This is a genomic window from Neobacillus sp. S1115 (assembly GCF_055385565.1).
The window spans coordinates 1,556,890-1,581,342 of sequence record NZ_AP038275.1; the positions used below are offsets into that span (position 1 = coordinate 1,556,890).

General features: G+C 41.6%; 24 protein-coding genes. 16 read left to right on the top strand and 8 right to left on the bottom strand.

Annotated features, from left to right (window positions below):
- The first annotated feature begins 16 nt into the window (after positions 1-16).
- The 3 genes from ACZ5B7_RS07600 to ACZ5B7_RS07610 are packed head-to-tail and all read left to right on the top strand — an operon-like array spanning position 17 to position 2,409.
- Positions 17-1,081, top strand: a complete 1,065-nt coding sequence (locus ACZ5B7_RS07600; RefSeq protein WP_464493314.1) for a 3-methyl-2-oxobutanoate dehydrogenase subunit VorB — start codon at positions 17-19, stop codon at positions 1,079-1,081.
- A complete protein-coding gene (locus ACZ5B7_RS07605; protein ID WP_464493315.1) occupies positions 1,078-1,836 on the top strand; it encodes a thiamine pyrophosphate-dependent enzyme in 759 nt (252 codons plus the stop codon). Before ACZ5B7_RS07600 ends, ACZ5B7_RS07605 begins: the two co-directional genes overlap by 4 nt.
- A gap of 21 nt (positions 1,837-1,857) precedes the next feature.
- The gene (locus ACZ5B7_RS07610) at positions 1,858-2,409 is read left to right on the top strand and encodes a 2-oxoacid:acceptor oxidoreductase family protein (RefSeq protein ID WP_213141129.1); all 552 of its coding nucleotides are present in this window, start codon (positions 1,858-1,860) and stop codon (positions 2,407-2,409) included.
- 987 nt (positions 2,410-3,396) lie between these two features.
- On the opposite strand, the gene ACZ5B7_RS07615 is transcribed toward ACZ5B7_RS07610, so the two are convergent.
- The 3 genes from ACZ5B7_RS07615 to ACZ5B7_RS07625 are packed head-to-tail and all read right to left on the bottom strand — an operon-like array spanning position 3,397 to position 5,489.
- Entirely contained in the window at positions 3,397-4,347 is a 951-nt protein-coding gene (locus ACZ5B7_RS07615) for an IS3 family transposase (RefSeq protein ID WP_464494429.1), read from the bottom strand.
- On the bottom strand, positions 4,284-4,577 hold the full coding sequence (locus ACZ5B7_RS07620) for a transposase (RefSeq protein ID WP_213140605.1): 294 nt from the start codon (positions 4,575-4,577) through the stop codon (positions 4,284-4,286). Before ACZ5B7_RS07620 ends, ACZ5B7_RS07615 begins: the two co-directional genes overlap by 64 nt.
- Positions 4,578-4,607: 30 nt before the next feature.
- Positions 4,608-5,489: a nuclease-related domain-containing protein gene (locus ACZ5B7_RS07625; RefSeq protein WP_464493316.1), complete on the bottom strand. Its 882-nt coding sequence runs from the start codon at positions 5,487-5,489 to the stop codon at positions 4,608-4,610.
- 273 nt (positions 5,490-5,762) lie between these two features.
- Here ACZ5B7_RS07625 and ACZ5B7_RS07630 point away from each other — a divergent pair, with 273 nt between their 5' ends.
- Complete coding sequence (locus ACZ5B7_RS07630; RefSeq protein ID WP_213141127.1) at positions 5,763-6,104, top strand: cupin domain-containing protein; 342 nt, start codon at positions 5,763-5,765, stop codon at positions 6,102-6,104.
- Between the two features lie 18 nt (positions 6,105-6,122).
- Here ACZ5B7_RS07630 and ACZ5B7_RS07635 read toward each other — a convergent pair whose 3' ends face one another.
- Positions 6,123-8,297 carry an MMPL family transporter gene (locus ACZ5B7_RS07635; protein ID WP_464493317.1) on the bottom strand — a complete coding sequence of 725 codons (2,175 nt, stop codon included), beginning with the start codon at positions 8,295-8,297 and terminating at the stop codon, positions 6,123-6,125.
- A gap of 221 nt (positions 8,298-8,518) precedes the next feature.
- Between ACZ5B7_RS07635 and deoC the strand changes: the two genes are divergently transcribed.
- Positions 8,519-9,193 (top strand): deoxyribose-phosphate aldolase, encoded by a 675-nt coding sequence (deoC, locus tag ACZ5B7_RS07640; RefSeq protein ID WP_464493318.1) that lies wholly within the window; start codon positions 8,519-8,521, stop codon positions 9,191-9,193.
- A 52-nt stretch (positions 9,194-9,245) separates the two neighbouring features.
- Here deoC and ACZ5B7_RS07645 read toward each other — a convergent pair whose 3' ends face one another.
- Positions 9,246-10,247 (bottom strand): anion permease, encoded by a 1,002-nt coding sequence (locus ACZ5B7_RS07645; protein ID WP_464493319.1) that lies wholly within the window; start codon positions 10,245-10,247, stop codon positions 9,246-9,248.
- An 11-nt stretch (positions 10,248-10,258) separates the two neighbouring features.
- A complete protein-coding gene (locus ACZ5B7_RS07650) occupies positions 10,259-10,876 on the bottom strand; it encodes a DUF47 domain-containing protein (RefSeq protein WP_213116750.1) in 618 nt (205 codons plus the stop codon).
- A gap of 309 nt (positions 10,877-11,185) precedes the next feature.
- On the opposite strand from ACZ5B7_RS07650, the gene ACZ5B7_RS07655 reads away from it, so the two are divergent.
- Positions 11,186-11,440, top strand: coding sequence for a GlsB/YeaQ/YmgE family stress response membrane protein (locus ACZ5B7_RS07655; RefSeq protein ID WP_213141333.1), 255 nt, complete (start codon positions 11,186-11,188; stop codon positions 11,438-11,440).
- A 37-nt stretch (positions 11,441-11,477) separates the two neighbouring features.
- On the opposite strand, the gene ACZ5B7_RS07660 is transcribed toward ACZ5B7_RS07655, so the two are convergent.
- Positions 11,478-12,401 carry an RluA family pseudouridine synthase gene (locus tag ACZ5B7_RS07660; RefSeq protein WP_464493320.1) on the bottom strand — a complete coding sequence of 308 codons (924 nt, stop codon included), beginning with the start codon at positions 12,399-12,401 and terminating at the stop codon, positions 11,478-11,480.
- A 127-nt stretch (positions 12,402-12,528) separates the two neighbouring features.
- Here ACZ5B7_RS07660 and ACZ5B7_RS07665 point away from each other — a divergent pair, with 127 nt between their 5' ends.
- Both ACZ5B7_RS07665 and ACZ5B7_RS07670 read left to right on the top strand, forming a co-directional pair.
- A complete protein-coding gene (locus tag ACZ5B7_RS07665) occupies positions 12,529-12,927 on the top strand; it encodes a YhcU family protein (RefSeq protein WP_423801408.1) in 399 nt (132 codons plus the stop codon).
- Positions 12,928-13,125: 198 nt separating this feature from the next.
- Positions 13,126-14,868 carry a phospho-sugar mutase gene (locus ACZ5B7_RS07670; protein ID WP_464493321.1) on the top strand — a complete coding sequence of 581 codons (1,743 nt, stop codon included), beginning with the start codon at positions 13,126-13,128 and terminating at the stop codon, positions 14,866-14,868.
- A 112-nt stretch (positions 14,869-14,980) separates the two neighbouring features.
- Here the strand turns inward: ACZ5B7_RS07670 and ACZ5B7_RS07675 are convergent, their stop codons facing one another.
- Positions 14,981-15,235: a YhdB family protein gene (locus ACZ5B7_RS07675; RefSeq protein WP_213141120.1), complete on the bottom strand. Its 255-nt coding sequence runs from the start codon at positions 15,233-15,235 to the stop codon at positions 14,981-14,983.
- Positions 15,236-15,433: 198 nt separating this feature from the next.
- Here ACZ5B7_RS07675 and ACZ5B7_RS07680 point away from each other — a divergent pair, with 198 nt between their 5' ends.
- The 8 genes from ACZ5B7_RS07680 to ACZ5B7_RS07715 all read left to right on the top strand — a co-directional run bounded on the left by ACZ5B7_RS07680 (position 15,434) and on the right by ACZ5B7_RS07715 (position 24,360).
- On the top strand, positions 15,434-16,843 hold the full coding sequence (locus ACZ5B7_RS07680; RefSeq protein ID WP_464493322.1) for a SpoVR family protein: 1,410 nt from the start codon (positions 15,434-15,436) through the stop codon (positions 16,841-16,843).
- 123 nt (positions 16,844-16,966) lie between these two features.
- Entirely contained in the window at positions 16,967-17,722 is a 756-nt protein-coding gene (locus tag ACZ5B7_RS07685; protein WP_213141118.1) for a GTP cyclohydrolase II, read from the top strand.
- Entirely contained in the window at positions 17,715-18,809 is a 1,095-nt protein-coding gene (ribD, locus tag ACZ5B7_RS07690) for a bifunctional diaminohydroxyphosphoribosylaminopyrimidine deaminase/5-amino-6-(5-phosphoribosylamino)uracil reductase RibD (protein ID WP_464493323.1), read from the top strand. Before ACZ5B7_RS07685 ends, ribD begins: the two co-directional genes overlap by 8 nt.
- Positions 18,810-18,999: 190 nt before the next feature.
- Complete coding sequence (locus ACZ5B7_RS07695) at positions 19,000-20,175, top strand: hypothetical protein (RefSeq protein ID WP_464493324.1); 1,176 nt, start codon at positions 19,000-19,002, stop codon at positions 20,173-20,175.
- A 98-nt stretch (positions 20,176-20,273) separates the two neighbouring features.
- Positions 20,274-21,227, top strand: a complete 954-nt coding sequence (locus ACZ5B7_RS07700; RefSeq protein WP_464493325.1) for an NAD-dependent epimerase/dehydratase family protein — start codon at positions 20,274-20,276, stop codon at positions 21,225-21,227.
- Positions 21,211-22,143 carry a lysylphosphatidylglycerol synthase transmembrane domain-containing protein gene (locus ACZ5B7_RS07705; RefSeq protein ID WP_464493326.1) on the top strand — a complete coding sequence of 311 codons (933 nt, stop codon included), beginning with the start codon at positions 21,211-21,213 and terminating at the stop codon, positions 22,141-22,143. Before ACZ5B7_RS07700 ends, ACZ5B7_RS07705 begins: the two co-directional genes overlap by 17 nt.
- Positions 22,144-22,145: 2 nt before the next feature.
- Positions 22,146-23,639 carry an alkaline phosphatase family protein gene (locus tag ACZ5B7_RS07710; RefSeq protein ID WP_464493327.1) on the top strand — a complete coding sequence of 498 codons (1,494 nt, stop codon included), beginning with the start codon at positions 22,146-22,148 and terminating at the stop codon, positions 23,637-23,639.
- Positions 23,599-24,360, top strand: coding sequence for a glycosyltransferase family 2 protein (locus tag ACZ5B7_RS07715; protein WP_464493328.1), 762 nt, complete (start codon positions 23,599-23,601; stop codon positions 24,358-24,360). The genes ACZ5B7_RS07710 and ACZ5B7_RS07715 overlap by 41 nt, the downstream gene beginning before the upstream one ends.
- The last annotated feature ends 93 nt before the right edge of the window (positions 24,361-24,453 follow it).

A 24,453-nucleotide genomic window follows, 5' to 3' on the forward strand; every position in this document is an offset into this window, starting at 1 on the left:
AGGGGGCGGTAGTTGTATGGGGAAAGTATTAATGAAGGGTAATGAAGTGATTGCAGAGGCGGCAGTCCATGCTGGCTGTAAATATTTTTTCGGTTACCCGATTACGCCGCAAAGTGAGCTGGTTGCCTACATGGCTAGACGGCTGCCGGAAGTGGGCGGTTTGTTTTTGCAGGCGGAAAGTGAGGTTGCCGCCATTAATATGGTGTACGGTGCCGCTTCGGCAGGAGTCCGGGTGATGACATCCTCATCAAGCCCAGGCTTTAGCTTAAAGCAAGAAGGGATTTCTTATCTAGCGGGAGCACAGCTGCCGGCCGTGATCGTCAATATTGCCAGAGGCGGCCCGGGGCTCGGCAATATCCAGCCTGCCCAATCGGATTATTTTCAGGTAACGAAAGGGGGCGGGCACGGCGATTATCATACTCCTGTTTTGGCTCCAGCCAGCCTGCAGGAAATTGTTGAATTGACCAAGGATGCATTTGATATTGCCGACTGTTACCGGACACCGGTTATTTTGCTGGGGGACGGAATGCTTGGGCAAATGATGGAACCGGTGGAATTCACAGAGGGTACAGAAATTCGTAAATTTGATAAGCCGTGGGCGACAACCGGGACACGTGGGGACGGCCCTCCTAGGACAATCACATCTTTAGACCTTGATGCCGAAAGTTTGGAAAAACGTAACTGGGAACTGCAGCGGAAGTTTGCTGCTATTTTGGAGAATGAGGTGCGCTTTGAAACGTATCTGACGGAAGATGCCGATTATATTATGGTGGCTTTTGGGACGGTAGCACGGATTACCATGAATGCTGTTAATAAGGCAAGAGAAGTAGGCGTCCGTGTTGGATTGATCAGGCCGATTTCATTATGGCCATTCCCAGAGAAGCCTTTCCTTGAAACACGTGACCGGGTAAAAGGCTATATTTCAGTAGAAATGAGCGCCGGACAAATGATCGAGGATGTCAGGCTGGTTGTAGAGGGACATGCTCCGGTGGACTTCTTCGGACGAACAGGCGGCATTGTGCCAACTCAGGAAGAAATTTTTGAAAAAATCATGATGGCTGCCAGGGGTGTGACGGTATGACAATGAAGACAGTCTTTCAAAAAACGAGCGGATTAACTGACAAGCCTACGCACTATTGTCCGGGCTGCACTCATGGCGTCATTCATCGCCTTGTGGCCGAGGTTTTGGAGGAAATGGGTGTTTTGGAAGATACGGTTGGCGTGGCTTCAGTCGGCTGTTCGGTTTTGTCTTATGAATATTTTAACTGTGATATGACGCAGGCTGCCCATGGCCGCGCGCCAGCGGTAGCAACCGGAGTGAAACGGGTTCTGCCGGACAGGATGGTGTTTACCTATCAAGGTGACGGGGATCTTGCTTCAATTGGTATTAATGAGGTCATCCATGCGGCTGCTCGTGGTGAGAATATTACCGTTATTTTTGTAAATAACGCCATTTATGGGATGACTGGCGGACAGATGGCGCCTACTAGTTTGATTGGGCAAAAGACAGCGACGACCCCTTTTGGCCGGGACGTCTCGGTCCACGGTTCACCGATTAAAGTTTGTGAAATGATTTCCGTGCTGGATGGCGCCGCATATATTGAGCGGGTATCAACCCATGATGTTCCTCATATTCAGAAAGCCAAGAAGGCCATTCGCCGAGCCTTTGAAACACAAAAAAGGGGCGGCGGCTTTTCAATGGTTGAGATTTTATCGACATGCCCGACAAACTGGGGGCTGGACCCTGCGGAGTCACTTGAATGGGTAAAGGACAATATGGTACCAGTTTACCCTTTAGGGGTTTATAAAAATTTATCTATAGAAGGGATTAAATAAAAAGAGGGGGTGGGCGGAATTATGCTTGAGGAAATGATTATTGCCGGCTTTGGCGGCCAGGGAGTGATGTCGATGGGACAGCTGATTGCCTATGCCGGTATGCTGGAAGGGAAAGGTGTCTCCTGGCTTCCTTCGTACGGCCCGGAACAGCGCGGCGGGACAGCGAACTGTGCGGTAGTGGTCAGTGATGAACCAGTCGGCTCTCCAGTCGTAACTCGGCCGTCAACGGCGATTATTTTAAATAACCCTTCCTTTGACAAGTTTGAACCTCGTATTCGTCCGGGCGGGCTGCTCATCGTTAATTCGTCGCTGGTGACCAAGGCTTCTGTGCGGGAAGATATTAAACTGATTGAAATACCAGCAACCGACATGGCCAATGATCTTGGCAATTCGCGTGTGGCCAATATGATTTTATTGGGGGCGTTCCTGTATTATGCGCAAGTAGTTTCAGAAGGGGCCGTCATTGAATCGTTGAAGAAGGTTCTTGGCGAAGAAAAACAGCACTTGATTAAGGTCAATAAATTGGCATTGCAAAAGGGAGCGTCTTTTGTTGGGGAGAGAATGGTTGTTTGATGGGGAGGGCCAGCCGTGGATCCGGCTGGCTTTTCTCGTACCTCTCATTAATAATATAATCTTCGAGGAAAAGGCGCTATATTGCTCAAGGACCAAAGAAAAAATGGCAGGTGGTAAAAATAAGGCGGCTATATTGCCCAGGAGCACCAGAAAAATAAGCTAACGGTAAAAATAAGGCAGCTATATTGCCCGGGAGCCCCAGAAAAATAAGCTAACGGTAAAAATACGACGGCTATATTGCCCGTGGCCCAACGAAAAAAGGGCCAACGGTAAAAATAAGGCATCTATATTGCCCAGGAACCCCAGAAAAACAAGCTACGGTAAAAATAGGAGGGCTATATTGCCCGTGGCCCAACGAAAAAAGGGCCCACGGTAAAAATAAGTCATCTATATTGCCCGTGAGCCCCAGAAAAATAAGCTAACGGTCAAAATAGGACGGCTATATTGCCCGTGGCCCAACGAAAAAAGGGCCGGTGGTAAAAATAAGGCATCTATATTGCCCGTGAGCCCCAGAAAAATAAGCTAACGGTAAAAATAGGACGGCTATATTGCCCGTGGCCCAACGAAAAAAGGGCCCACGGTAAAAATAAGGAAGCTATATTGCCCAGGAGCACCAGAAAAATAAGCTAACGGTAAAAATAAGGCAGCTATATTGCCCGTGAGCCCCAGAAAAACAAGCTAACGGTAAAAATAGGGTGGCTATATTGCCCAGGAGCACCAGAAAAATAAGCTAACGGTAAAAATAAGGCAGCTATATTGCACAGGAATACCAAAAAAAACAAGCAGCGGTAAAAATAGGGGCTTTTTTCCCCTTTTATTCAAAATAACGCCCTAATGTATTCCCTTTAGTGGTCTTCTGTCAAGAAAGTGGACAGTAAAATTTAAGACTTTTAGAAACCAAACCACTACCGCACTTCGTTTGGTACGGTATTAGAAATGATCAGTCGAAAAGCATGACTGCTCATTTCCTAACACCAAATGGCTATATTATGAGGTATATGCAACTTCATCTTGCCGGTGGTTTCTCTCGAATTGATTCGGTGAATTGTGCCCTAAAGTAGAGTGTTTTCGTTTTTCATTATAAAAACTATTTAAATAATGATTAATGGCTTTTACGGCTTCAGCCCTGGTCTTAAAGCGTCTTCTGTAGATCAAGTCTTTCTTGATTGTGGCATGAAAAGACTCAATACATGCATTGTCGTAAGGATCGCCCTTTCTGCTCATACTGATATGCATGTTTTTCCCTTTCAGGATGTCGATATAATCATTTGAACAATACTGGGACCCACGGTCCGAATGATGGATTAACCCTTCACTAGGCTGCCTTGTAACAATCGCCATATTTAATGCTTGTATGGATAGCTCCTTTTTCATATGTGAAGCCATACTCCAGCCTACGATTTTTCTTGAGAATAGATCCATAACGGATGATAAATAAACCCAGCCTTCAAGCGTCCAAATGTACGTAATGTCAGTTACCCATGCTCGGTTGGGCTTTTCAACATTAAATTGGCGATTAAGCAGGTTAGGATAAATGTGTAAATCATGATTTGAATTAGTAGTAATGACAAACTTTTCTTTTGGTGTGGCTGTTAAACCCATCTCTTTCATCATACGTGCAACCGTCTTTTGAGAAATGGTATAACCCCACTCCACCAAGTCGGCATGGACCCTGGGGCTCCCATACGTACCATAGCTCTCGTGAAATGATTTACTTATTTTTTGCTTGATTTCTTTACGGTAGGCATCTTTCTCAGATTGAGGTTTATTCTGGATCCTTAGCCATTTATAATAGCCACTTGATGATACTTTAAGAACTTTGCACATCTTCGCCACAGCGTGCTCATCAGAGTGGGCTTGAATGAACGTATAAATTACGCTTGGTTTTTCGTGAAGATGTGCATGGCCTTTTTTAGAATTTCGTTTTCCTCTTTCAATTTTTGTATCTCTTTCTCGTGTTGCTTTTTCAGTTTTTCAAGTTCTGTGGGTGTAAGATAGTTTTCTCCAGCTTTCCCAGCACTTGTTTTAGTCCTGTAAGCTGCCACCCATCGACTAACAGTTTTAGGGGAGATCTCGAGTTCAAAAGCTACCTGGGAGGCTTTTTTCCCCTCCTCAACGATTAACTTTGCAACATATTCTTTATACTCTTGAGAATGATGTTTACCCATGTGAACACGTCCTTTTAAATGATGATTGTATTATAATCTAAATCTCATTTTTACGTGTCCACTTTTTAGACTAACCTCATTAGCTATATAATTTTGTAGTAAAATTCTTCTAATTGTCTTTTTTGATACCATTTCATTACACCACTCAAAAACCAAATTGGTAGTAATCTTAATTCCCGGAAACAGCATAACCAACTCCCGTACACTCCGCAAAACCGCAGAATCAACGTACTCCTCATGCCCGCATAATTCGCACACAATTTTATTACCCTCTAAAGACGTTGAAAGTGTATGGCAGGAAGTAGAAAGGATCCCTTTTTGCAAGTGAGTATATTCATATGAAGGAAATTCAGCAAAGGGAAATTCTTCTTGATCAAGCGAAATGAGCAGCTCTGCCAGTTTCTCATGACCCTCATTCAGTCTTGAAAATGGTTTATCCAATTTCCTCATAAATTTCTTGATTTGTGTCGGGAAAATAACATGATCATTTTGAGGCGCTTGGTATAAGGTAAACTCGGGGTTTATGTGGACTAGGTAAGATTCAACATGATATTTGTATCCATAGTTTTGAAGCAATTGCCTAAATAGGTTTTCACATCGCTCCAACTGATTAAGAGGGTTTTTTATCTCTCGATTGCCTTTCTTTAAATGCCCGTCAGCATCGTAATAAAAATCTCCTTCAAAATTTTTCACATCAATCAGATAAATTTCTCTTTGATAGATAATCACTGTATCAATTTGAAAATAAGATTTGTTGAGCTTGAGCTGCAAATCGTTAATAACTAGACACTGACACTGAAGCTTTTCAGTCAACTTGTCAAACTCCAATTCACCGGCAAAACCCTTTTCCGCATTCAGATAATTCCATTTGTCATCTTCTGACAACAGCATGCGGGCATTCAATGACCTCATTTTCCTTAATTCCTTTCTTAATGTGCGCGGTTTCTTAAGCATAGTCACCATCCTTTATTAAAAATCTCAGATTTATTTTACTAAAAAAATAACTTTCACAGAGGCACGAACTATGAAATGTTTGTTAACATTTTCTTCTCGGCGCGGATATCGAATATTTAAAGAGATATATTAAAGAGATATATTAAAGAGATATATTAAATAGAAGTGACCCAACTCACTTAACTGAAAATGATTATCAACTATAATAAAGCCATAAAGGAGGCATCAACAATGGAAAAAAATTCAGTTAAAGCATATATGGAATACAGTGAAGAGAAGTTCACAAAAAGGATTATCTATAAGAAGGGTGAAACGACAGCATTCGTTTTAAACTTTCTGCCAAATCAAACCCTCCCAACTCATAAACACCCGGGAACAGAGGTTTATCTGTATGTTCTAACCGGCAGCGGCACAATCATCATAGATGGAACAGAGACAGCAGTATCTGAGGCAGACCTCATCCATGTTCAAAGCGAAGAGGAAATGGCCTTCAAAAATACGGGCAGCGAACCTGTAAGTTTATATGTAGTATTAAGTAAAATTCCAAGCGAGCTATATGCTAAAAATATTTAACAGCAAAAGCCAGCCCAATCAGGCTGGCTTTTTACGATGCGATACATCACGTTTATTCTTGAACCCAAAGAACCACCAATTCCAATCACCCAACAGCTTCATTAAAGAAGGAACAAGGACCATGCGGACAATGGTAGCGTCAATAAAGATGGCGACCGCAATGCCGACTCCCAATTGCTTGATTGGCATAACGCCTGTAAAAGCAAAAGCACCTGTCACGACAATCATAATCGCTGCAGCGGAGGTAATAATTTTACTCGTGTACGTTAAACCGGAAATGGTCGCTTCAGTATTATCGCCCGTTTTCAGATAAAACTCCTGAATTCGGGAGATAAGAAATACCTCGTAATCCATGGACAATCCAAATACAAGCGTAAACACGAAAACGGGCAGAATCAATCCGATGTTAACGGGAGAAACCCCGAGATGTCCTTCTTGGAAAACCCATACGACAATCCCAAATGTGCAGCCAAGGCTCAAGGCATTCATCAAGATGGCTTTAAGCGGAATAAGAATCGACTGAAAAGCAGCCATTAAAATTACCAAAGTTGAAATCATAATCAATAGCAAACCATACGGAGCCTTCTTGATAATTTCATCAAAGATTTCCTGCTCGAACTTAATGGGACCGCCAACCGAAGCCTTCACACCTAAATCTTTGGCGGACCAATCCTTAACCCATTGCCGGGCTTTAGCTGAATGCTCGCCGGTCTTTAAGTAGACTTCAACAAGCATTTTATTTTCACGGACGAAGTGATCGAAAACTGGGGTGAGCTTGCTCATTTCACCATAAAGCAGCAGCTGTTGGAATTGCGCTGCATTCTTAATGCCAAAAGCAGAAAATGGCGAATCGACCGTATAAACCAGTGGGTCCTTCTCTAATTTATTGATCACTAGACTTACCTTTTCGAGATTATCCCTCGTCAGCACACCGCCGCTGGTCTCCAGAATAATTGATACCTTCTTTTCATCGCGTTTTTCTTTTTCAAAAAAATGCTCTTTAAATTTTTCTAAAGCGACACGCGACGGATAATTAGGCGGCAGGGAATCGGTGCCCGGAATCGTCAGAACCATTTGCTTCACGGGAATCAGTCCGACCAGCAAAATGGCAAGAGCGCAGACTGCCATCAGAACGGGCCGCCGCATGACAAACTTGGCAAATAAATACCAGCCGCTTACCCGATCGTCCGAAATCCGTAAAATGCTAAATTTATTGATTCTGTGTCCCAATAGTGCCAAGAACGCCGGCAGAAACGTTAAAGAACAGAGTGCAGAAACAAGGACGACCGTCATTCCGCCGAGTGCGACATTTTGAAAAATATCAATTTGGATAAACCAAAGCCCTGATAACCCGATAAAGACGCAGAGGCCGGAAAAAATAATGGACCTGCCAGCTGTGGCAACGGTAATCGCGATGGCCTCACCAACAGATTTCCTGGTTAGCTCTTCCTTATAACGGTTAATAAATAACAGCGCAAAATCGATACTCAAGGCAAGGCCGATCATCGGTACAATATTCAAGATAAAAATGGTTAGGTCGATGCTGTAACTGAAAAAATAAACTGTCCCCATGGTGGTTAAAATGGATACCACACCAATAATTAGCGGAAGGGCTGACGCGACAAGACTGCCGAATGCGAGGATGAGAACGAGCAGGGCGATCGGCAGGCCAATCATCTCCGCTTTCGCCAAATCCTCTTGGCTGGCTGTATTTAAATCTTTAACAATGATTGGTTCCCCCGTCATCGTTACCTTTAACCCATTTTTGTTTCTCAGCAGCTTTTTTAAATCGCTTATTTCTGCCCCAAGGCTTTCCGCTTTTTTATTAAAGGTAAGCAGGCCATAAGCGTAATTCCCTTTTATCATACCGTCCCGGGCAAAGGGGGGAATGATGTCCTCTGCATGGTCAAAGTCCTTTAGCCTTACAAAGGTATCCTCCATAAAATCCCGAAACTTTTCATCGCTGATGCCTTTTTCTTTTTGAAAAACAAGGATGATCGAGGACTTGGCTTGTCCAAAGTCTTTTTCCAAAATCCGCCTTGTTTCATTATATTCCCCCTTATATTCAAAACCGTTTCCGCTTAACACAGCAGGCAGTTTCAAAGCGAAAAAGCCAAACAGGATAATGGCTAAAACCCAAACCAGCATCACCCCTTTTCGATTCCGATAAATGAATCCACCGAGCTTTTCCACCCCATCACCCCCAATAAAAAATAACAATCAAATTAAGTATACAAAATATTACAGGGATAAACGTTTGACTTTTTTATGACTTTTTAAAAAGAAAACCTTTTATAAAGATTTCCCTTCTTACCAGTTGAAAATGTACATGTTTACAAATGTTCCACCGCTTTGTTATAGTAATTCTGGACAAACTAAGATACATAACGAGTTAAAAATAGGGGGAATTAGCAATGAGCCAAAACATAGCCAGACTGATTGACCATACATTATTAAAACCAGAAGCAACAAAAGAGCAAATCGTGAAATTAGCGGAAGAGGCAAAAGAATATTCATTTGCTTCCGTTTGTGTAAACCCTGCCTGGGTAAAAACAGCTGCTGAAATACTTAAAGATTCACCGGATGTTAAAGTTTGTACGGTCATCGGCTTTCCGCTTGGGGCAACGACCTCAGAGACGAAAGCATTTGAAACAAAGAATGCGATTGAAAATGGTGCGGATGAAGTTGACATGGTCATCAACATCGGTGCACTTAAAGCTAAGCAGGATGATTTAGTTGAATCGGACATCCACAGTGTTGTGGAGGCAGCGAAGGGGAAAGCCTTAGTAAAGGTCATTATTGAGACTTCACTGTTGACGGATGAAGAAAAGAAACGGGCATGTGAGCTTTCGGTCAAGGCTGGTGCTGATTTTGTTAAAACCTCAACAGGATTTTCAACCGGCGGGGCTACGGTAGAAGACATCCGCTTAATGCGCGAAACAGTCGGCCCGGATATCGGTGTTAAAGCATCCGGGGGCGTAAGAAGCCGGGAAGATGCCCTTGCAATGGTTGAAGCTGGGGCAACACGGATTGGCGCAAGCTCAGGTGTGGCCATCTGTAAAGGAGAAGTTTCCTCCAGCAATTACTAATACTAATATGAAAAAAGAGGCTGCCCTTTGTAAAGGACAGCCTCTTTCGTGACTAAAAGAAAAGATGTAGAACGTAATAAAAAATTCCAGCTAACAGTGCGGTAATTGGCAAGGTAATTACCCAGGTGACGAGCATCCGCCGGGCTGTATCCCATTTTACTCCTTTAAGTCTGTGAGAAGCGCCAACACCTAAAATTCCGGAAGAGATGACATGTGTCGTGCTGACTGGCAAATGGATATAAGTAGCGCCAAAAATAATGGCAGCGCCAGTTAAATCAGCGGCGACCCCGTTAATAGGACGGATTTTCATGATTTTACCGCCAACGGTTTTAATAATTTTCCATCCTCCGATAGAGGTTCCAAGTCCCATCGCCAACGCACAGGATAATTGCACCCAAAAAGGTACCTCGGCATTATGTGGAAGATATTGATTCGCAATCAGCGCCATGGTGATAATCCCCATCGATTTTTGGGCATCGTTTGTTCCATGTGAATAAGATTGCAATGCTGCAGTTGCAATTTGAATATAACGGAAATTTCGATTTGTTTTTGTTAAATTGAAATTTTTAAAAACAACTTTAAAAATACTATAAATTATGAAACCAACAACGAAAGCTAAAATCGGTGAAATGATAAGAGCTTCCAGAATTTTTATAAATCCTGTGTAATTTAATACATTTAGTCCCTCTGCTGCAACAGCGGCACCAGCAATGGAACCAATTAGCGCATGGGAAGAACTGCTCGGGATTCCGTAATACCAGGTAATTAAATTCCAAGCAATTGCCGCAAGCAGTGCAGCTAAGATAACAATTGAACCGTGCGCTAAATTAAAAGGGTCAACGATATCTTTTGAAATTGTTTTGGCAACGCCTGTAAACGTAAGGGCACCGACGAAATTCATGACAGCGGCAAGCATGATTGCCTGGCGTGGTTTCAAGGCTTTTGTTGAAACTGAGGTTGCGATCGCATTCGCCGTATCATGGAAACCGTTAATAAAGTCAAATGCGAGAGCCCCGATGACGATTAAGATTGTAAGTATTAAGACAGCACTCATATTATGACTCCTTACGCATTTTTCATGATAATGGTTTCAAGAATATTGGCAACGGTCTGGCAGCTGTCGGCAACGTCCTCAAGGTTCTCATAAATCTCTTTATATTGAATAATACGGATTGGATCCTTCTCCACATTAAACAGATTTTTGATAGATTGACGTAAAATATTATCGCACTTGGATTCAAAATCCTTGATTTTAATTGCATGTTCTCTTATTTGCGGAAGCTTTTTATTGGAAAGAAGCTCCACGGCTTTATCAATTTCAATAACACTGCCTCGAATAGCGTCCACAAACTGAAGCATGAAATCATCTGCCTGAGTGATGGAGTACATTTCAAATAATGCGGAAGTTGCTTCAAGACCATCTAATACATCGTCCATTACCATCGCAAGGTGAAGGATGTCTTCCCGTTCGATTGGTGTGATAAAAGCATCATTTAATTCTTTAATAACTTCGTGAACAAAGGAATCTCCCTTCGTTTCGATTTCCTTCATTTTTTCAGAGAAAATTTTTAAATCACTAACGTTTTTCAGTTTATATTCTGTAAAAAAATTTGCCCCTTCTTTAAGGTTGGAAGAAATATTGCTTAGCAAAACTGAGAATTTGTCATTTTTTTTAAATGCCATTAGAGATACCCTCCATTATTGTACGTGTTGTTCATCAACGGAATAATTTTATATGAAGATTGTCTAAAAAATAAATAATTTAAAAATAAATTTACAAAAACTTAACAAAAGAATTTTCAGACAATTATTTTGCGGATGTCCTATTTTACTTTTGCCATGATGCCAAAATTTATGTATGAATTATTTCATAGCCATGAGTAAAAAAAACAAAACAGGGTAATTTATAAGGTAACAGGCAGACATCCTTAGATGATTTGCTTGGCAGGCTCAAGAAAAAATCGAATGAATACTAAAAAAGGAGTGTTCTATGTGAGCTTTATTTGGGCATTAATTGTTGGCGGTATAATCGGTTGGTTAGCCGGCCTTATTGTAGGAAGAGATGTACCTGGGGGAATTATTGGTAATATCATTGCTGGTTTTGTTGGTGCATGGCTGGGGACTCTGGTATTGGGAAACTGGGGCCCGCATGTGGCTGATTTCGCCATCATACCGGCGATCATTGGTGCAGCAGTCCTAGTGCTTTTATTAAGCTTTATCATGAGGTCCTTCAGGAAAGCTGATTAATCATTATGAGGAAAGCCTCCCGAATTTGGGAGGCTTTTTATAGTGAGTAAATATCAAATTCTTTAAAAATAATCGGGTCATCCGTAAATGGTCCATATACAACGATTTTTTCCTCTGTTAAAGGATGGGTTAACGCCAGTTTTCCGGCATGGAGGGCTTGTCTGTTGACGAGCGGTTTCCCACCGTAAACAACATCCCCAACTAAAGGGTGGCCTAGATGGCTTAAATGCACGCGAATTTGGTGCGTTCGCCCCGTATCAAGCCAGCATTTTACGTAGGATAAATTACGCTTTCTGTCTTCCTTCACCACTTGATAATGCGTAATCGCGGCTTGCCCAGAGGGGGATACCCTTCTTTTGGTGGGGTGATGCCGATCTCGGCCAATCGGGGCATTGATCGTCCCTTTTTTTTGCCTCAATAATCCATGGACCAAGGCAAGGTATGTTCTTTTGATTTCTCTTTTTGCAAGCTTTCCGTCCAGAAGTGCTCCAGCAAGTGCGTGTTTAGCCAGCAGGATGGCACCGGAGGTATCACGGTCCAAACGGTGAATCTGACGGACATCCCTGATTTCCCCTTTGGCCTGCAAATAAAAGGTCGCTGCATTGATTAAAGTTTCGGTATCTTTTTCAGGGTCATTTGGATGAGTGTTCATAAACGGCGGTTTATTCATAATCAATAAATGGTCATCCTCAAAGAGGACATCGATATCCAGATAGTTGGGGATCGCATGCGGTTCCTCTTCGGTAAATAATTGAATTTGCAGTTTCGAGCCCTCTGAGAGCGGAGCCGTCCAGGAGCATTCCTTGCCATCAACCTGAACCTTTTTCTCCATTCGAAACGCATGTGTTAACTTTTTAGGGGCTTCCCATTCATGACGGAAGATTTCTTCGATTGTCTTTCCTGCCCATTTTTTAGGAACGATAATCTGAAACCATTCCCCGAGCCGCATTGTTTTCAGCATAATATCTCCTTCTTATTCCAGCAGGGCAGCTAACAGTAATTACCACCCTAAATACAAACTAAGATATGTTATTCTTATCATATATAATACGACAGAAATAAGCGCGTGAGCAAAGGTGGGTTATGGAGTGAAGATCGTTTTTGCCTCGACTCCAAGTCAGGAAGAAAAAATTTGTGAGCTCGTGGGATATATTTATTCCAATATATTTCCGCTATATTTTACGGACGAAGAAATAAACCGCTTTGAAAAATTAAAAATATTGCATACCTCTAAACAACATTTTGAAGAATTCAGCACGTTAAAGGATGCGTTTCAAGTGATGGCCAGTATTCAAACATTAATATCGATATTGGAGTCACCTCAGCTTGACGACCAATACGAAGCTATTTTTAATAAAAATGCAGCAAACCTTCATGAATTCGGCTTGTTTTTTCCGTTTGAGTTTGAACAGTTTGCCGAAGCAAAAAGCATGAAAAATACTGTTCTCAGCATATACACCAAGGCAGATAACCAACTGCTTATTTAATAGAGGAAAAAGCCGTTTTGCGGCTTTTTCTTTTTTTTATAAAAAAACCGCTCATTTTAAGGTAATATAAATATTGGATTGCCGAAAATATTGTGTCTGCGAAAATTGTCGGGATTTTGACGCTGCGTTTTAAAGGAGTATCAAACACCTGCTTAGAACCAATATTAGGTATAGATAACATACTGGAGGGAACCTAAAATGGATTGGAAAACTGCAGCTAAGAGCTGGTTAGAATTTAATGAATTGGATTCCGAATTAAAGAGCCAATTAGCAACGCTTGAGCAGGACGAAAAACTGCTTGAAGAGGCTTTTTATAAAAATTTAGAGTTTGGAACAGGCGGAATGCGTGGAGAACTTGGTGTCGGGACAAATAGAATGAATATATATACGGTCCGCAAAGCATCAGCTGGCCTGGCTGCATACATAGAAGAGCAAGGGGAAGAAGCAAAACAACGCGGTGTTGTCATTGCGTTTGACTCTCGCCATAAATCACCGGAATTCGCGCTGGAGGCTGCTAAAACCTTGGCAACGCGCGGAATTCAAACCTATGTGTTTGATGAGCTTCGCCCTACTCCGGAGCTTTCCTTCGCCTTACGTTATTTAAACGCATTTTCGGGGATTGTCATTACTGCCAGTCATAATCCACCGGAATATAACGGCTATAAAGTATACGGATCAGATGGCGGCCAGCTGCCGCCGGAGGCTGCTGATCAGGTTATTGCGAAAGTAAATGAAATTGACAATGAATTGGTTATCAAGGTCGATAAGGAAGAAACTTTAAGAACAGCCGGATTAATTAAAACGATTGGTGAAGAAATTGATCAAGCCTATATCGAAAGGCTAAAGACGATTTCCGAAAATCCGCAGCTTGCCGAAGAAACAGATCTTCAAATTGTCTTCACACCATTGCATGGGACGGCCAATAAACCTGTTCGGGCTGGGCTTAAGGCATTAGGTTATAAAAATGTAACGGTGGTAAAGGAGCAGGAGCTGCCTGATCCCGAGTTTACAACCGTGAAAAGCCCTAACCCAGAAGAACATGCCGCTTTTGAATTAGCTATTCGTGATGGCAAAGCAGTGGGGGCCGACCTGTTAATTGCAACAGACCCCGATGCTGACCGCTTGGGCATAGCTGTGCAAAATCCAGAGGGTGAATACGTAGTCTTAACCGGCAACCAAACCGGAGCATTATTGCTTGATTACTTACTTTCTCAGAAACAGCAAAAAGGGACTTTGCCGCAAAACGGTGTCGTGTTAAAAACCATTGTCACCTCTGAATTAGGACGTAAAATAGCATCAGCCTATGATTTAGAAACGGTCGATGTTTTAACAGGTTTCAAATTCATTGCCGAAAAGATTAAGCAGTATGAAGAAACAGGTGAACATACGTATTTATTTGGCTATGAAGAATCTTACGGCTATTTAATCGGCGACTTTGCCCGTGATAAGGATGCCGTTCAAGCAGCCCTTTTGGCAACAGAGGTTTGCGCGTATTATAAGAAACAGGGATTGACCTTATATGAAGGAATGATGCAGGTTTTTGAAAAATACGGATATTACCAAGAAGGACTTCGCTCTTTAACATTAAAGGGAAAAGAAGGAGCAGAATTGATTCAGCGTATTTTGGCTTCCTTCCGCAGCGAACCGTTAACGGGGCTGGGTTCCTTAAAAACGGCTGTAACAGAAGACTATTTAACAGGAAATAGAACGATTGATAACCGGGAAGAGAAAATTGATCTTCCGAAATCCAACGTGCTGAAGTATATTTTTGAGGATGGATCATGGGTATGCTTACGCCCATCGGGAACTGAGCCAAAGGTTAAATTTTACTTTGGTGTAAATAGTGGGGCGCTTGCAGACAGCAAAAGCAAATTGCAAACCATTGAAAAGGACTTCATGGATTTGGTTGATCAAAAAGTTAAGCGAGTTCAAAACGTATAGTATTATTCATGAAAGCACGGCTTCCAAAACGTTTTGGAAGCCGTGTTTTTTTTGGTGGAATTCATTGGTTTGGAAAAAGGTTCTTTAATAAAATCAGTATCCACTTGATGTTTCAGGAAAGACTATACATCGGTATCTCAGTTGGCGATTGTTCAAATGTTTCGTTGGCATGGTCGATGTAGCGAAGCAGGCTGTATAATTTGGTCTCGATAACGGAATAGTCGCGTTCAAAATTGTAGGCGTGCAGGAAATGTTCAATCTTCTTAGATAAGAACTGGTCTGTGGTTCTTACCATTAATATCAATAAATTATCCCATTCAGACCGGTGTGTATAAAACAGCGCTCGGTCATAATCCAATTTATTCATTTAATTTTCTCTCCTCCTTACTAGGAGTTGAGATTATTTTATGAAGTTTTGCGCTGAACTTTCACGCAAAAATTTGGACACCTTGTCCTCACAACGTTTTCAACATTTACCTGTATATTTTGTAATTGTTATTATCTTGTTTCATCAATCCTTCTCTTTCTTCATACATTGTGGTAAGAGGAAAAGGGGGAATGGCTGATGAATGAGGGAGATAAGAAAGCACTCGAATATGCGATCGATGAAATAACGGAAATCGCCAGCGGTTTTGGCTTAGATTTTTATCCGATGCGTTATGAAATTTGCCCTGCCGAAATCATTTATACATTTGGAGCTTATGGGATGCCGACCCGATTTTCACACTGGAGTTTCGGGAAGCAATTTCACAAAATGAAGCTTCATTATGATTTAGGTCTAAGTAAAATTTATGAACTCGTCATTAATTCGGACCCATGTTACGCATTTTTGCTGGATTCCAATTCGTTAATCCAAAATAAACTGATTGTTGCCCACGTTTTGGCCCATTGTGATTTCTTTAAAAACAATGTCCGGTTCCAAAATACAAAACGGGATATGGTTGAAAGCATGGCGGCTACGGCGGAAAGAATTCATCAGTACGAAATTCAATATGGAAAAAAAGAAGTGGAAAGTTTCCTTGATGCAATATTGTCTATTGATGAGCATATTGACCCTTCCTTGATGCGTCCAAAATTGGCATGGTCCTTGGAGGACGATGAGGACGAGGAAGAACAGCGGGCAGTTTCACCGTATGATGACCTTTGGGGCTTGGATAAAAAAGACGAAAAGGATTCAAAGCCGCCACGTCGAAAGAAATTCCCGCCAAGACCAGAGAAAGATATATTACTCTTCATTGAAACATATAGCCGCGAACTGGAGGATTGGCAGCGTGATATTCTTACGATGATGCGGGAAGAAATGCTGTATTTCTGGCCGCAGTTAGAAACAAAAATCATGAACGAAGGCTGGGCCTCTTTCTGGCATCAAAGGATACTGCGGGAAATGAATCTGACAAGCGGAGAATCCATTGAGTTTGCCAAATTAAATGCTGGGGTCGTTCAGCCGTCAAAAACGGGAATTAACCCTTATTATCTTGGCTTGAAAATCTTCGAAGACATCGAGGAAAGGTATAATAATCCGTCTGATGAAATGAAAAGACGAGGTGTTGAGCCAAATTCTGGACGGGAAAAAATATTTGAGGTTCGGGAAATCGAATCGGATATTTCCTTCCTGCGGAATTATTTAACGAAGGATTTAGTGTATAGGGAAGATATGTATCTTTTCCAAAAGCAAGGCCGAGATTATAAGATTGTTGACAAAGAATGGGAGCATGTCCGCGACCAATTAGTGAATATGCGGGTAAATGGCGGATTCCCGTATATCACGGTAAATGATGGCGACTATATGAAAAATGGCGAGCTCTATTTGAAGCATTGGTTTGAGGGTGTAGAGCTTGATGTTAAATATCTTGAGAAGGTTCTGCCATATGTTCATCAGCTTTGGGGCAGACCGGTTCATATGGAAACAACCATTGAAGACCGGGCCATGTTATTTTCCTATGATGGTAAAGGAGTTCACCGTAAGTACTTATAAATATGCACGTAGTGACAAACGTGATATCATGTTAGAGGCTGAAAAAGTTCAGTCTCTTTTTTATTTGTGTCATAAATGAAAATACATACCTTAATCCAAACTAATCTTAAGGGGGATTGAATAATGAAAGATACCAAATTGGATTCTAAAGTACTTGATGTGCTTCAAGATAAAATTCAATTAATTAAAACAGAAAAGGGTGCCATTTATTTAGTTGGGCCGATTCGCCTTCCAGTAAATTTATACGGTGAAACCGTTGTATTTCAGTGGTATTGTTGGCTGAATTGTAATGAGGTAACAGAGGATTTTGAACGGATTATTGATAAATTGTCTTCGGTTAATTTAGCGGAGCTTCAACAATCCAGTGTTCTTGTATATGGCGATTTCACATATGGTGAGGATGCCATCATGCGAATGCATTCGATTTGCCACACAGGCGATATTTTTGGCAGCAAAAGATGCGACTGCGGCTTTCAATTGAAACGGTCCATGAAAATGATTGTCGAACATGGGACAGGCGCCTTGTTTTATTTGGCCAATCATGAAGGGCGTGGAATTGGCTTATTTAGCAAGGCAATGGCCTATATCCTTCAAGAAAATAATTATGACACCGTCGAGGCGAATCATGCGCTGGGCTTTGTGGATGATGCCAGAAATTATAGCGATGCCATTCAGGTCCTGAAAGCATTGCGCACTAAACCGGTAACCTTAATTACTAACAATCCAAAAAAATTAGATGCATTGAAAAACGCTGGTCTGCCTGTTTCCGGAAGGAAGCCGTTATGGGGAGATGTATCCGAGTATAACGAAAAATACCTGCAAACAAAGATAAACCGTTCCGGTCATTTAAAGGACGAGGGGACTTGTCCAAATGACTAATCACGAGTTTTATATGGATTTAGCATTAAAAAATGCTGGGGCCATGAAGGGACAGACAGACCCCAATCCATTAGTGGGAGCGGTGATTGTTAATGATAACCGGGTGGTCGGAATCGGCGCCCACTTAAAGGCCGGTGAACCGCATGCCGAGATCCATGCCTTAAGGATGGCCGGTGAGAAAGCAAAAGGCGGGACCATTTATGTAACCCTTGAACCATGTTCCCACTACGGAAGGACAGGCCCTTGTGCTGTTGCATTAGTGGAAGCAGGGATTAAAAAGGTGGTCATCGCAACCCTCGACCCGAACCCGGTGGTAGCGGGCAATGGCGTTAAAATTCTTAAAGATGCCGGAATTGAGGTTATAATCGGCGTTCGGGAAGCGGAATCGAACCGAATGAATGAGGTTTTTAATAAGTTTATCGTTCAAAAAACGCCGTTTGTGACAATGAAGGCTGGATCCACCCTGGACGGGAAAATTGCCACACACACCTCTGACAGCAAGTGGATTACCTCCGAGGAAGCAAGACTCGATGTCCATCAACTGCGAAATGAACATATGGCGATTCTTGTGGGAATCAATACTGTCATAAAAGATGATCCGGAATTAACGGCACGCATTCCGAATGGACGGAATCCGCTCCGGGTTATTTTAGACTCCACCTTAAAAATTCCGCTGGATGCTAAAGTGGTTACGGACAACCTTGCACCAACCTGGATTTTTACCAGTGAACAATTTGATCAGGAGAAGCGCGAAAAATTAGAGGACTTGGGAATCAAAGTTTTTCAAATAAATGGGTCAAACCGTGTCTGTCCAGAAGAAGTTGTACGTATTTTGGGAGAAAATCTCATTTCCTCGGTGTTTATTGAAGGGGGAGGGGCGGTTCATGCTTCTTTCCTTGAAAAAAAACTGATTGATAAAGTGGTATTGTATTTTGCTCCGAAGTTAATCGGAGGCCATAATGCCCCGACATTTCTTGAGGGAACAGGCATTGAGAAAATGCGTGATGCAGTTGAATTAACAGACTGTTCCTTTACACCAATCGGAAAAGATTTTAAGTTCATTGGTTATCCAAAATATAACTTTTAAAAAAGTTGACTGCCTTAATAGTTAGATTAGGGCAGTCTTTTTTATAAACCTAATAAAAAGTGTATATTTTGTGAAAACTAAAAAATGAACGTTGACATTGAGAATCATTCTCTCTATAATCAAAAGTGTGAATGATAATCATTATCAAATAAATGGTTTACATAATCAAATTAATCGGGGGAGTTACAACATGTCACTAAAATTGAAACTTATTACATCACTTGCAGCCATCTCACTTATTCTTGGTGCATGTGGAAAAGCGGAAGAGACAGAAAACAAGCCAAAGGTTGAAAATACAGAAAAGCAGGCTGAAAAGAAAGAAGCTGCAGAAAAAGAAGAAGCAAACTATGCAGATGCCTACAAAGAGGCTATTGCTGAGCTTGATAAAGCCAAAGAAGGCAAAGAAGTCGATTTTAATAAAGTAACAGAATTGTATAAAGCTAATTTACAAGAATTAGTTAAACAGCGTGATGCGGAATTCCAAGATACTCTGGATGAAAAAATTACAGCCTCTTTAGCAGCAGGTAAAGACGGATCCATGGACAAAGTGGTAGTAAGGCAAATTTTTGATAAATTAATGCAAAAGGTATTCTATACCACAATCAAACATGAATTCACGGAAATTGGTGAAAACTGGGGTAAAACAGAAGAAGTGAATAAAGAGGTTGAAGAAGCAAAAGAATTCTATGCCATTATCAAATCGACTGTTGAAAAGCGTGATGCTGCCTATGGAACAAACATGGTAAGCGCCATTGAGGGCGGTTTTAGCGAAGTAGAAAATGGTATTAAGAATAATGACCAACTGGCAGTAAACTTAGGTAAGCAAGTAATTGATAAGACGTTAATGAAGACCTTCTATCTTGCAACCGGTGCGCTTCCAAACGGCTACGCAACAAAAGCAGCAGCTGAAGCACAGAAGGATGCTGCTCTTGCAAAGGTTGAACAGGCTGAAGGATGGGCTTTCTTCCAATCCATTTATACTTACTTAAACAAGCATGCTGCTGATGAAACTTTATTAATTGAAAAGCAATTTAATCTTGAAACAGATGCCAAAACAATTGATCCAGCCGCTGTTAATAAAGCATTTGTTCGTGGCTTTGCGAAAATTGCCATTGATGAATACAAAGAAAGTAAAGAAGCGATTGGTGAAGATAAAGGAGTTATCACTGGCTTAGAGGGAGCTCTATTTATAGATGTCATCGGTGATGATATCAAAGGTCTAATTGGCGAAGCTGAGTATAAGTCTTTAACGGAAAAAGCGCAAAAATATGTGGAAACGGCAAAAGCGAAAGATAAAGCTGCCGGGGAAACACAGGTTGACGAACTTATTGCTTCTCTTAACAGCATTATAGACAAAGCGAAATAATCTTGAAGGAGAAACCTTGGTTAAAGACGCAAGGTTTTTCCTTTTGTTTCCGGTTATGAGAAAATGGGAATATTACTCTGTTGTAGAGGTGTTTTTACTTGAAAATAATCGTCACTGGTGGAGCAGGGTTTATTGGTTCTCACCTATCAAGCAGGTTGATAAAAGAAGGGCACCAAGTGCTCATTATTGATGAATTACATCCGTATTACTCCGTTGAAAGGAAAAAGCGGCAGCTTGAAATGATCAAACATGCCGGGGAATTTTCCTTTTATCAGAAGAGCCTGATTCATCATGAAGAAGAAGTAAGAGACCTTTTTCATTTATTTAAGCCTGATACGGTCATTCATCTAGCTGCCATTCCAGGAGTCCCCAACTCGATTTTGGTTCCGAATGAGTATGTGGATTATGACATCAAGGCAACTATTAACGCATTAAGATTGGCTGGTGAAGCAGGTGCCAGGCAGTTTATTTTCGCTTCGTCATCGTCCGTCTACGGTGACCAGCAAAACATCCCGTTAAAAGAAGGCATGGCTAGTGGAACGGTCGTTTCCCCGTATGCGGCGGCTAAGTATGGCGCAGAAGCGTTTTGTCATGCCTACTCGACCATTTATGATTATCAGGTATCGATTCTCCGCTTTTTTACGGTTTATGGCCCATGGGGACGTCCGGATATGGCGATCACGAAATTTATTAAACAGTTGATGGCTGACCAGGAAATCGTCATATTTGGCAGCAGAACAGCCAGGGACTATACATATATTGATGATTGCGTTTCAGGAATCATTAGTGCGTTTCAGCAAAAGGATCAATACGCAATTTTTAATATCGGTTCAGGCAGTCCAATCCTGATTGAAGAGTTAATCGAGCAGCTGCGTGTTTTTTTTCCCGGAATGAGGGTCAAACATGATGACTTTCGTCAGGGCGATGTCCAATCAACATGGGCAGATATTTCGAAGGCTAAGGGCGAGCTTGGCTTTCACCCGTCTATGTCATTTACTGATGGACTGAGCAGAACAATTGAATGGGCAAAGGCGCATGCAAAAGAGATTTAAATACATAGCAGGGGTCATTCTTTTTGGAATCTTTATTTATTTGTCCATACGGTATTTTCATGTTGGAGAATTTTTAGAAGAAACGAAACGGTTCTTTTGGGAGAGCCCCTATCTGATTGCTGGGGTGACGATTTGCTATAGTTTATCGTTTATACTCAGGGCCGAAGCTTGGAAGTTGTATTTTGGGGATAGAGTCAGATTTTATAGCTGCCTGGAGGGGGTGCTCTTAAGCCTATTCATAAACCATATTACTCCAATCAAGCTTGGCGATGCTGTCAGGATAGGCGTTTTCTCTTTAAGAGAAAAACAAGTGAGCCCGGGGGAATCCCTCCAATCCGTGGTTGTTCTTCGCTCTATCGATATGGCTATGCTCTTGTTATTTTCTTTTATTGGCTTGATTGTTTTTGCAAAGGCGTTTGTTTTCCGGTATTCAATCCTGTTCATTGTTATTTTAGCCATTGCTTGTCTAGTAGGAGGCATCATGTTGTGGAGGTTTCTTCCCAGGTTTGTTCACAGGCAAATCCAATTAGTTAAAACCAACCTATCAGGAAGGAAAGCTTTGCTTATTTTTCTTATGATTGCCGTAAGCTGGGCATTAGAAGGCGCGGTAATATGGGGCGTTACTGCTTCCATGGGCAGTGGCCTTTCGATATATAAGGCTATTTGGGTTAACTCGATTACCGTTGGCGGACAAATTTTTCAAATTACACCTGGTGGCATCTCTACATATGAATCTGTCATGACGGCTGCATTAACGACTTTTCATTTTTCTATCAAAGACGGCTATATGGCGGCCATTGTCAGTCACAGCTATAAATTTGTCTTTTCTTATTTGGCTGGAATGTTGCTGCTCCTCCATTCCCCTGTCTTGAAAATCAAACAAATTAAAGAAATCCTAGTAAGGAGAGGATTATAAGAATGAAAAAAGCATCATCTTTTGAAAAAGCAGCAGCAAGATGCTGGAATCTTTTGAATGAAGGGAAGCCCTTTACACCAATTTTTACAGTTGGGACAATGGTGATTTACTCGGTTGCAAACTTCGGAAAGTCCGGCTTCCTAGCCGATTTTTTGCTAGGCTTGTTAGCCATTTTGCCATTGCTTGTGATCTATTACGTATTTGATTTCCCGTTATTTTTAAGAAATTATTTATGGATTCCGCTAGTTGCCTATCTTATTATTTGGAACAACGTGAATCTAGGATTACTGTTTACGGCAGTAGGATTATATTTCTTTTTTACCGTCTTTTTTTGGGGCACCTTTTATTATCATTTACGAATTGGTACCTCATGGCTTAATTTTACCCGTTTTTGGAAGCTTGTCTTGAAAAACAGCGATTCGACCAGTGGTAATGCCCAGGAACAGCTGCCAAAGTTTCTTTTATTATTATCACTATGGAATTTTTCGCTTTCAGAACATACATGGTCAGGGGCTGAAATCGGACAGCTTATCCTGTTTTATGTAGGAGTCTTTCTATTTTCATGGATTCTTCACAAAAATCTCTTCGATTGGAAGCCAAAGGTTATTCCAACCTACACCTCTAATGTTGTGGCAACCTCAAGGGAAATCAATCAAAAAGTGATTGTGATGGTCATTGACGGGATGAGAAAGGAAAGGTTTGAGGAAGCGAATACGCCGTTTCTTGATTTCTTAAGAAAAAATGGTACTGAGTATGCCCGGATGGAAACGGTCTACCCTGCTCGGACTGTTGTTTGTTTTTCGTCTATGTTTACCGGAACCTATCCATTTGAACATGGGATTAAATCCAATATGGTGTGGAAGCTGGGAATTAAGGTCGAAAGCGTCTTTGATAGTTTAAGAAAGGTTAGTAAAAAGGGGTCGCTTTTGGCAGTGGCCCATCTGGTGGATTCGTTTGGCAGTGATGTTGATACGTTCACGGCGGTCATGCATAACGATGTTGTCGATCGAAAAATTATTGAGAGGGCAAAGTTGATTATGGACGAAAAAAATCCCGATTTGCAAATCGTCCAGTTGATCAGTACCGATCAAACCGGCCACAGCAGAGGAGTCTTATATGACGAATATATTCAAAAGATTGAGGAAGCCGATACGCTAGTCAAGGAGTATTATGATTGGCTGAAGGAAAAAGGAATGCTGGAAAATTACACGTTCATCGTCTGTGCGGACCATGGCCAGGCGGATGGCATTGGCGGTCACGGTCACCTTGATGAAGGTGAACGGTTCGTACCATTTTTCATGTACGGAACTGCCATAGAGAGCGGCAAAGTGGTCGAAGAAAAGCATAGCCTGGTTTCCCTTGCTTCAACCATTTCCTATTTATTAGGGGCGCCGTTTCCAGATAAAGCCCGTGGGCCAGTATTAAACGAAGCAATTAGGAAGGAAGTATTAATAAATGATGCAGCAAAAGGTGATCGTATTTCTTCCAGCTCATAATGAGGAAGAGTCAATCGCGGAGGTTATTAAAAAGATACCTAGAGATTTTAATCCACGTGTGCAAGTAGAAGTTTTAGTTGTCAATGACGGCTCCAGTGATCGAACGGTTGAACAATCCCTAATGGCTGGAGCGGATCATATCTATACATTTGAAAAGAATCAAGGATTAGGGGCAGCTGTTCGAAAAGGATTGGAGCTTTGTGTAGAGAAAAAGGCTGATATTGGTGTCATGATTGATGCGGATAATGAGTATCCTGCTGAGCAGATTCCTGAATTAATTGAACCCATTCTAACTGGAACCAGTGACTATGTTATGGGGTCACGGTTTATGGGAACAATTAAAGGGATGAAGTGGAACCGGAGACTCGGAAATTATTGTTTTACGCTGCTTCAAGCACTCTTACTGCGGAAATGGATCTATGATGGCCAATCCGGCATGCGGGCTTTTTCTAGACAGGCAATGATGGAGGCAGAAATCATTCATGATTATAACTATGCCCAAGTGCTTACATTAAATCTAATAAGAAAAGGGTTCCGAATGAAAGAAATCCCTATTCATTATCAGGTCCGAAAATCTGGAGAATCATTTATTAAGTTTAGGGCCTATATGACCTCAGTCCTGCCGGCCATTATCAAAGAAATGACAAGGCCAGTTAGAAAAAGAAGGGTTTATCTTGAACAAGGCAGCGTTTTTCCGTTAATGAATAATAAGAAGGATTAATAAGTATTATAAATATGTTATTTATGTGAATTTCTAATTTGGTGGATTGACAGCGAAGATGATAATCATTATCATTATCAGTGGAGGAGGAAA

Coding starts and splice junctions, on each gene's coding strand:
- ACZ5B7_RS07710 (WP_464493327.1), top strand. CDS start 22,146: ATGAAAAAAGCATCATCTTTTGAAAAAGCAGCAGCAAGATGCTGGAAT.
- ACZ5B7_RS07715 (WP_464493328.1), top strand. CDS start 23,599: ATGATGCAGCAAAAGGTGATCGTATTTCTTCCAGCTCATAATGAGGAA.
- ACZ5B7_RS07680 (WP_464493322.1), top strand. CDS start 15,434: ATGAATGAGGGAGATAAGAAAGCACTCGAATATGCGATCGATGAAATA.
- ACZ5B7_RS07630 (WP_213141127.1), top strand. CDS start 5,763: ATGGAAAAAAATTCAGTTAAAGCATATATGGAATACAGTGAAGAGAAG.
- ACZ5B7_RS07620 (WP_213140605.1), bottom strand. CDS start 4,577: ATGGGTAAACATCATTCTCAAGAGTATAAAGAATATGTTGCAAAGTTA.
- ACZ5B7_RS07675 (WP_213141120.1), bottom strand. CDS start 15,235: ATGAATAAATTGGATTATGACCGAGCGCTGTTTTATACACACCGGTCT.
- deoC (WP_464493318.1), top strand. CDS start 8,519: ATGAGCCAAAACATAGCCAGACTGATTGACCATACATTATTAAAACCA.
- ACZ5B7_RS07660 (WP_464493320.1), bottom strand. CDS start 12,401: ATGCTGAAAACAATGCGGCTCGGGGAATGGTTTCAGATTATCGTTCCT.
- ACZ5B7_RS07600 (WP_464493314.1), top strand. CDS start 17: ATGGGGAAAGTATTAATGAAGGGTAATGAAGTGATTGCAGAGGCGGCA.
- ACZ5B7_RS07625 (WP_464493316.1), bottom strand. CDS start 5,489: ATGAGGTCATTGAATGCCCGCATGCTGTTGTCAGAAGATGACAAATGG.
- ACZ5B7_RS07705 (WP_464493326.1), top strand. CDS start 21,211: ATGCAAAAGAGATTTAAATACATAGCAGGGGTCATTCTTTTTGGAATC.
- ACZ5B7_RS07685 (WP_213141118.1), top strand. CDS start 16,967: ATGAAAGATACCAAATTGGATTCTAAAGTACTTGATGTGCTTCAAGAT.
- ACZ5B7_RS07670 (WP_464493321.1), top strand. CDS start 13,126: ATGGATTGGAAAACTGCAGCTAAGAGCTGGTTAGAATTTAATGAATTG.
- ACZ5B7_RS07605 (WP_464493315.1), top strand. CDS start 1,078: ATGACAATGAAGACAGTCTTTCAAAAAACGAGCGGATTAACTGACAAG.
- ACZ5B7_RS07610 (WP_213141129.1), top strand. CDS start 1,858: ATGCTTGAGGAAATGATTATTGCCGGCTTTGGCGGCCAGGGAGTGATG.
- ribD (WP_464493323.1), top strand. CDS start 17,715: ATGACTAATCACGAGTTTTATATGGATTTAGCATTAAAAAATGCTGGG.
- ACZ5B7_RS07645 (WP_464493319.1), bottom strand. CDS start 10,247: ATGAGTGCTGTCTTAATACTTACAATCTTAATCGTCATCGGGGCTCTC.
- ACZ5B7_RS07650 (WP_213116750.1), bottom strand. CDS start 10,876: ATGGCATTTAAAAAAAATGACAAATTCTCAGTTTTGCTAAGCAATATT.
- ACZ5B7_RS07695 (WP_464493324.1), top strand. CDS start 19,000: ATGTCACTAAAATTGAAACTTATTACATCACTTGCAGCCATCTCACTT.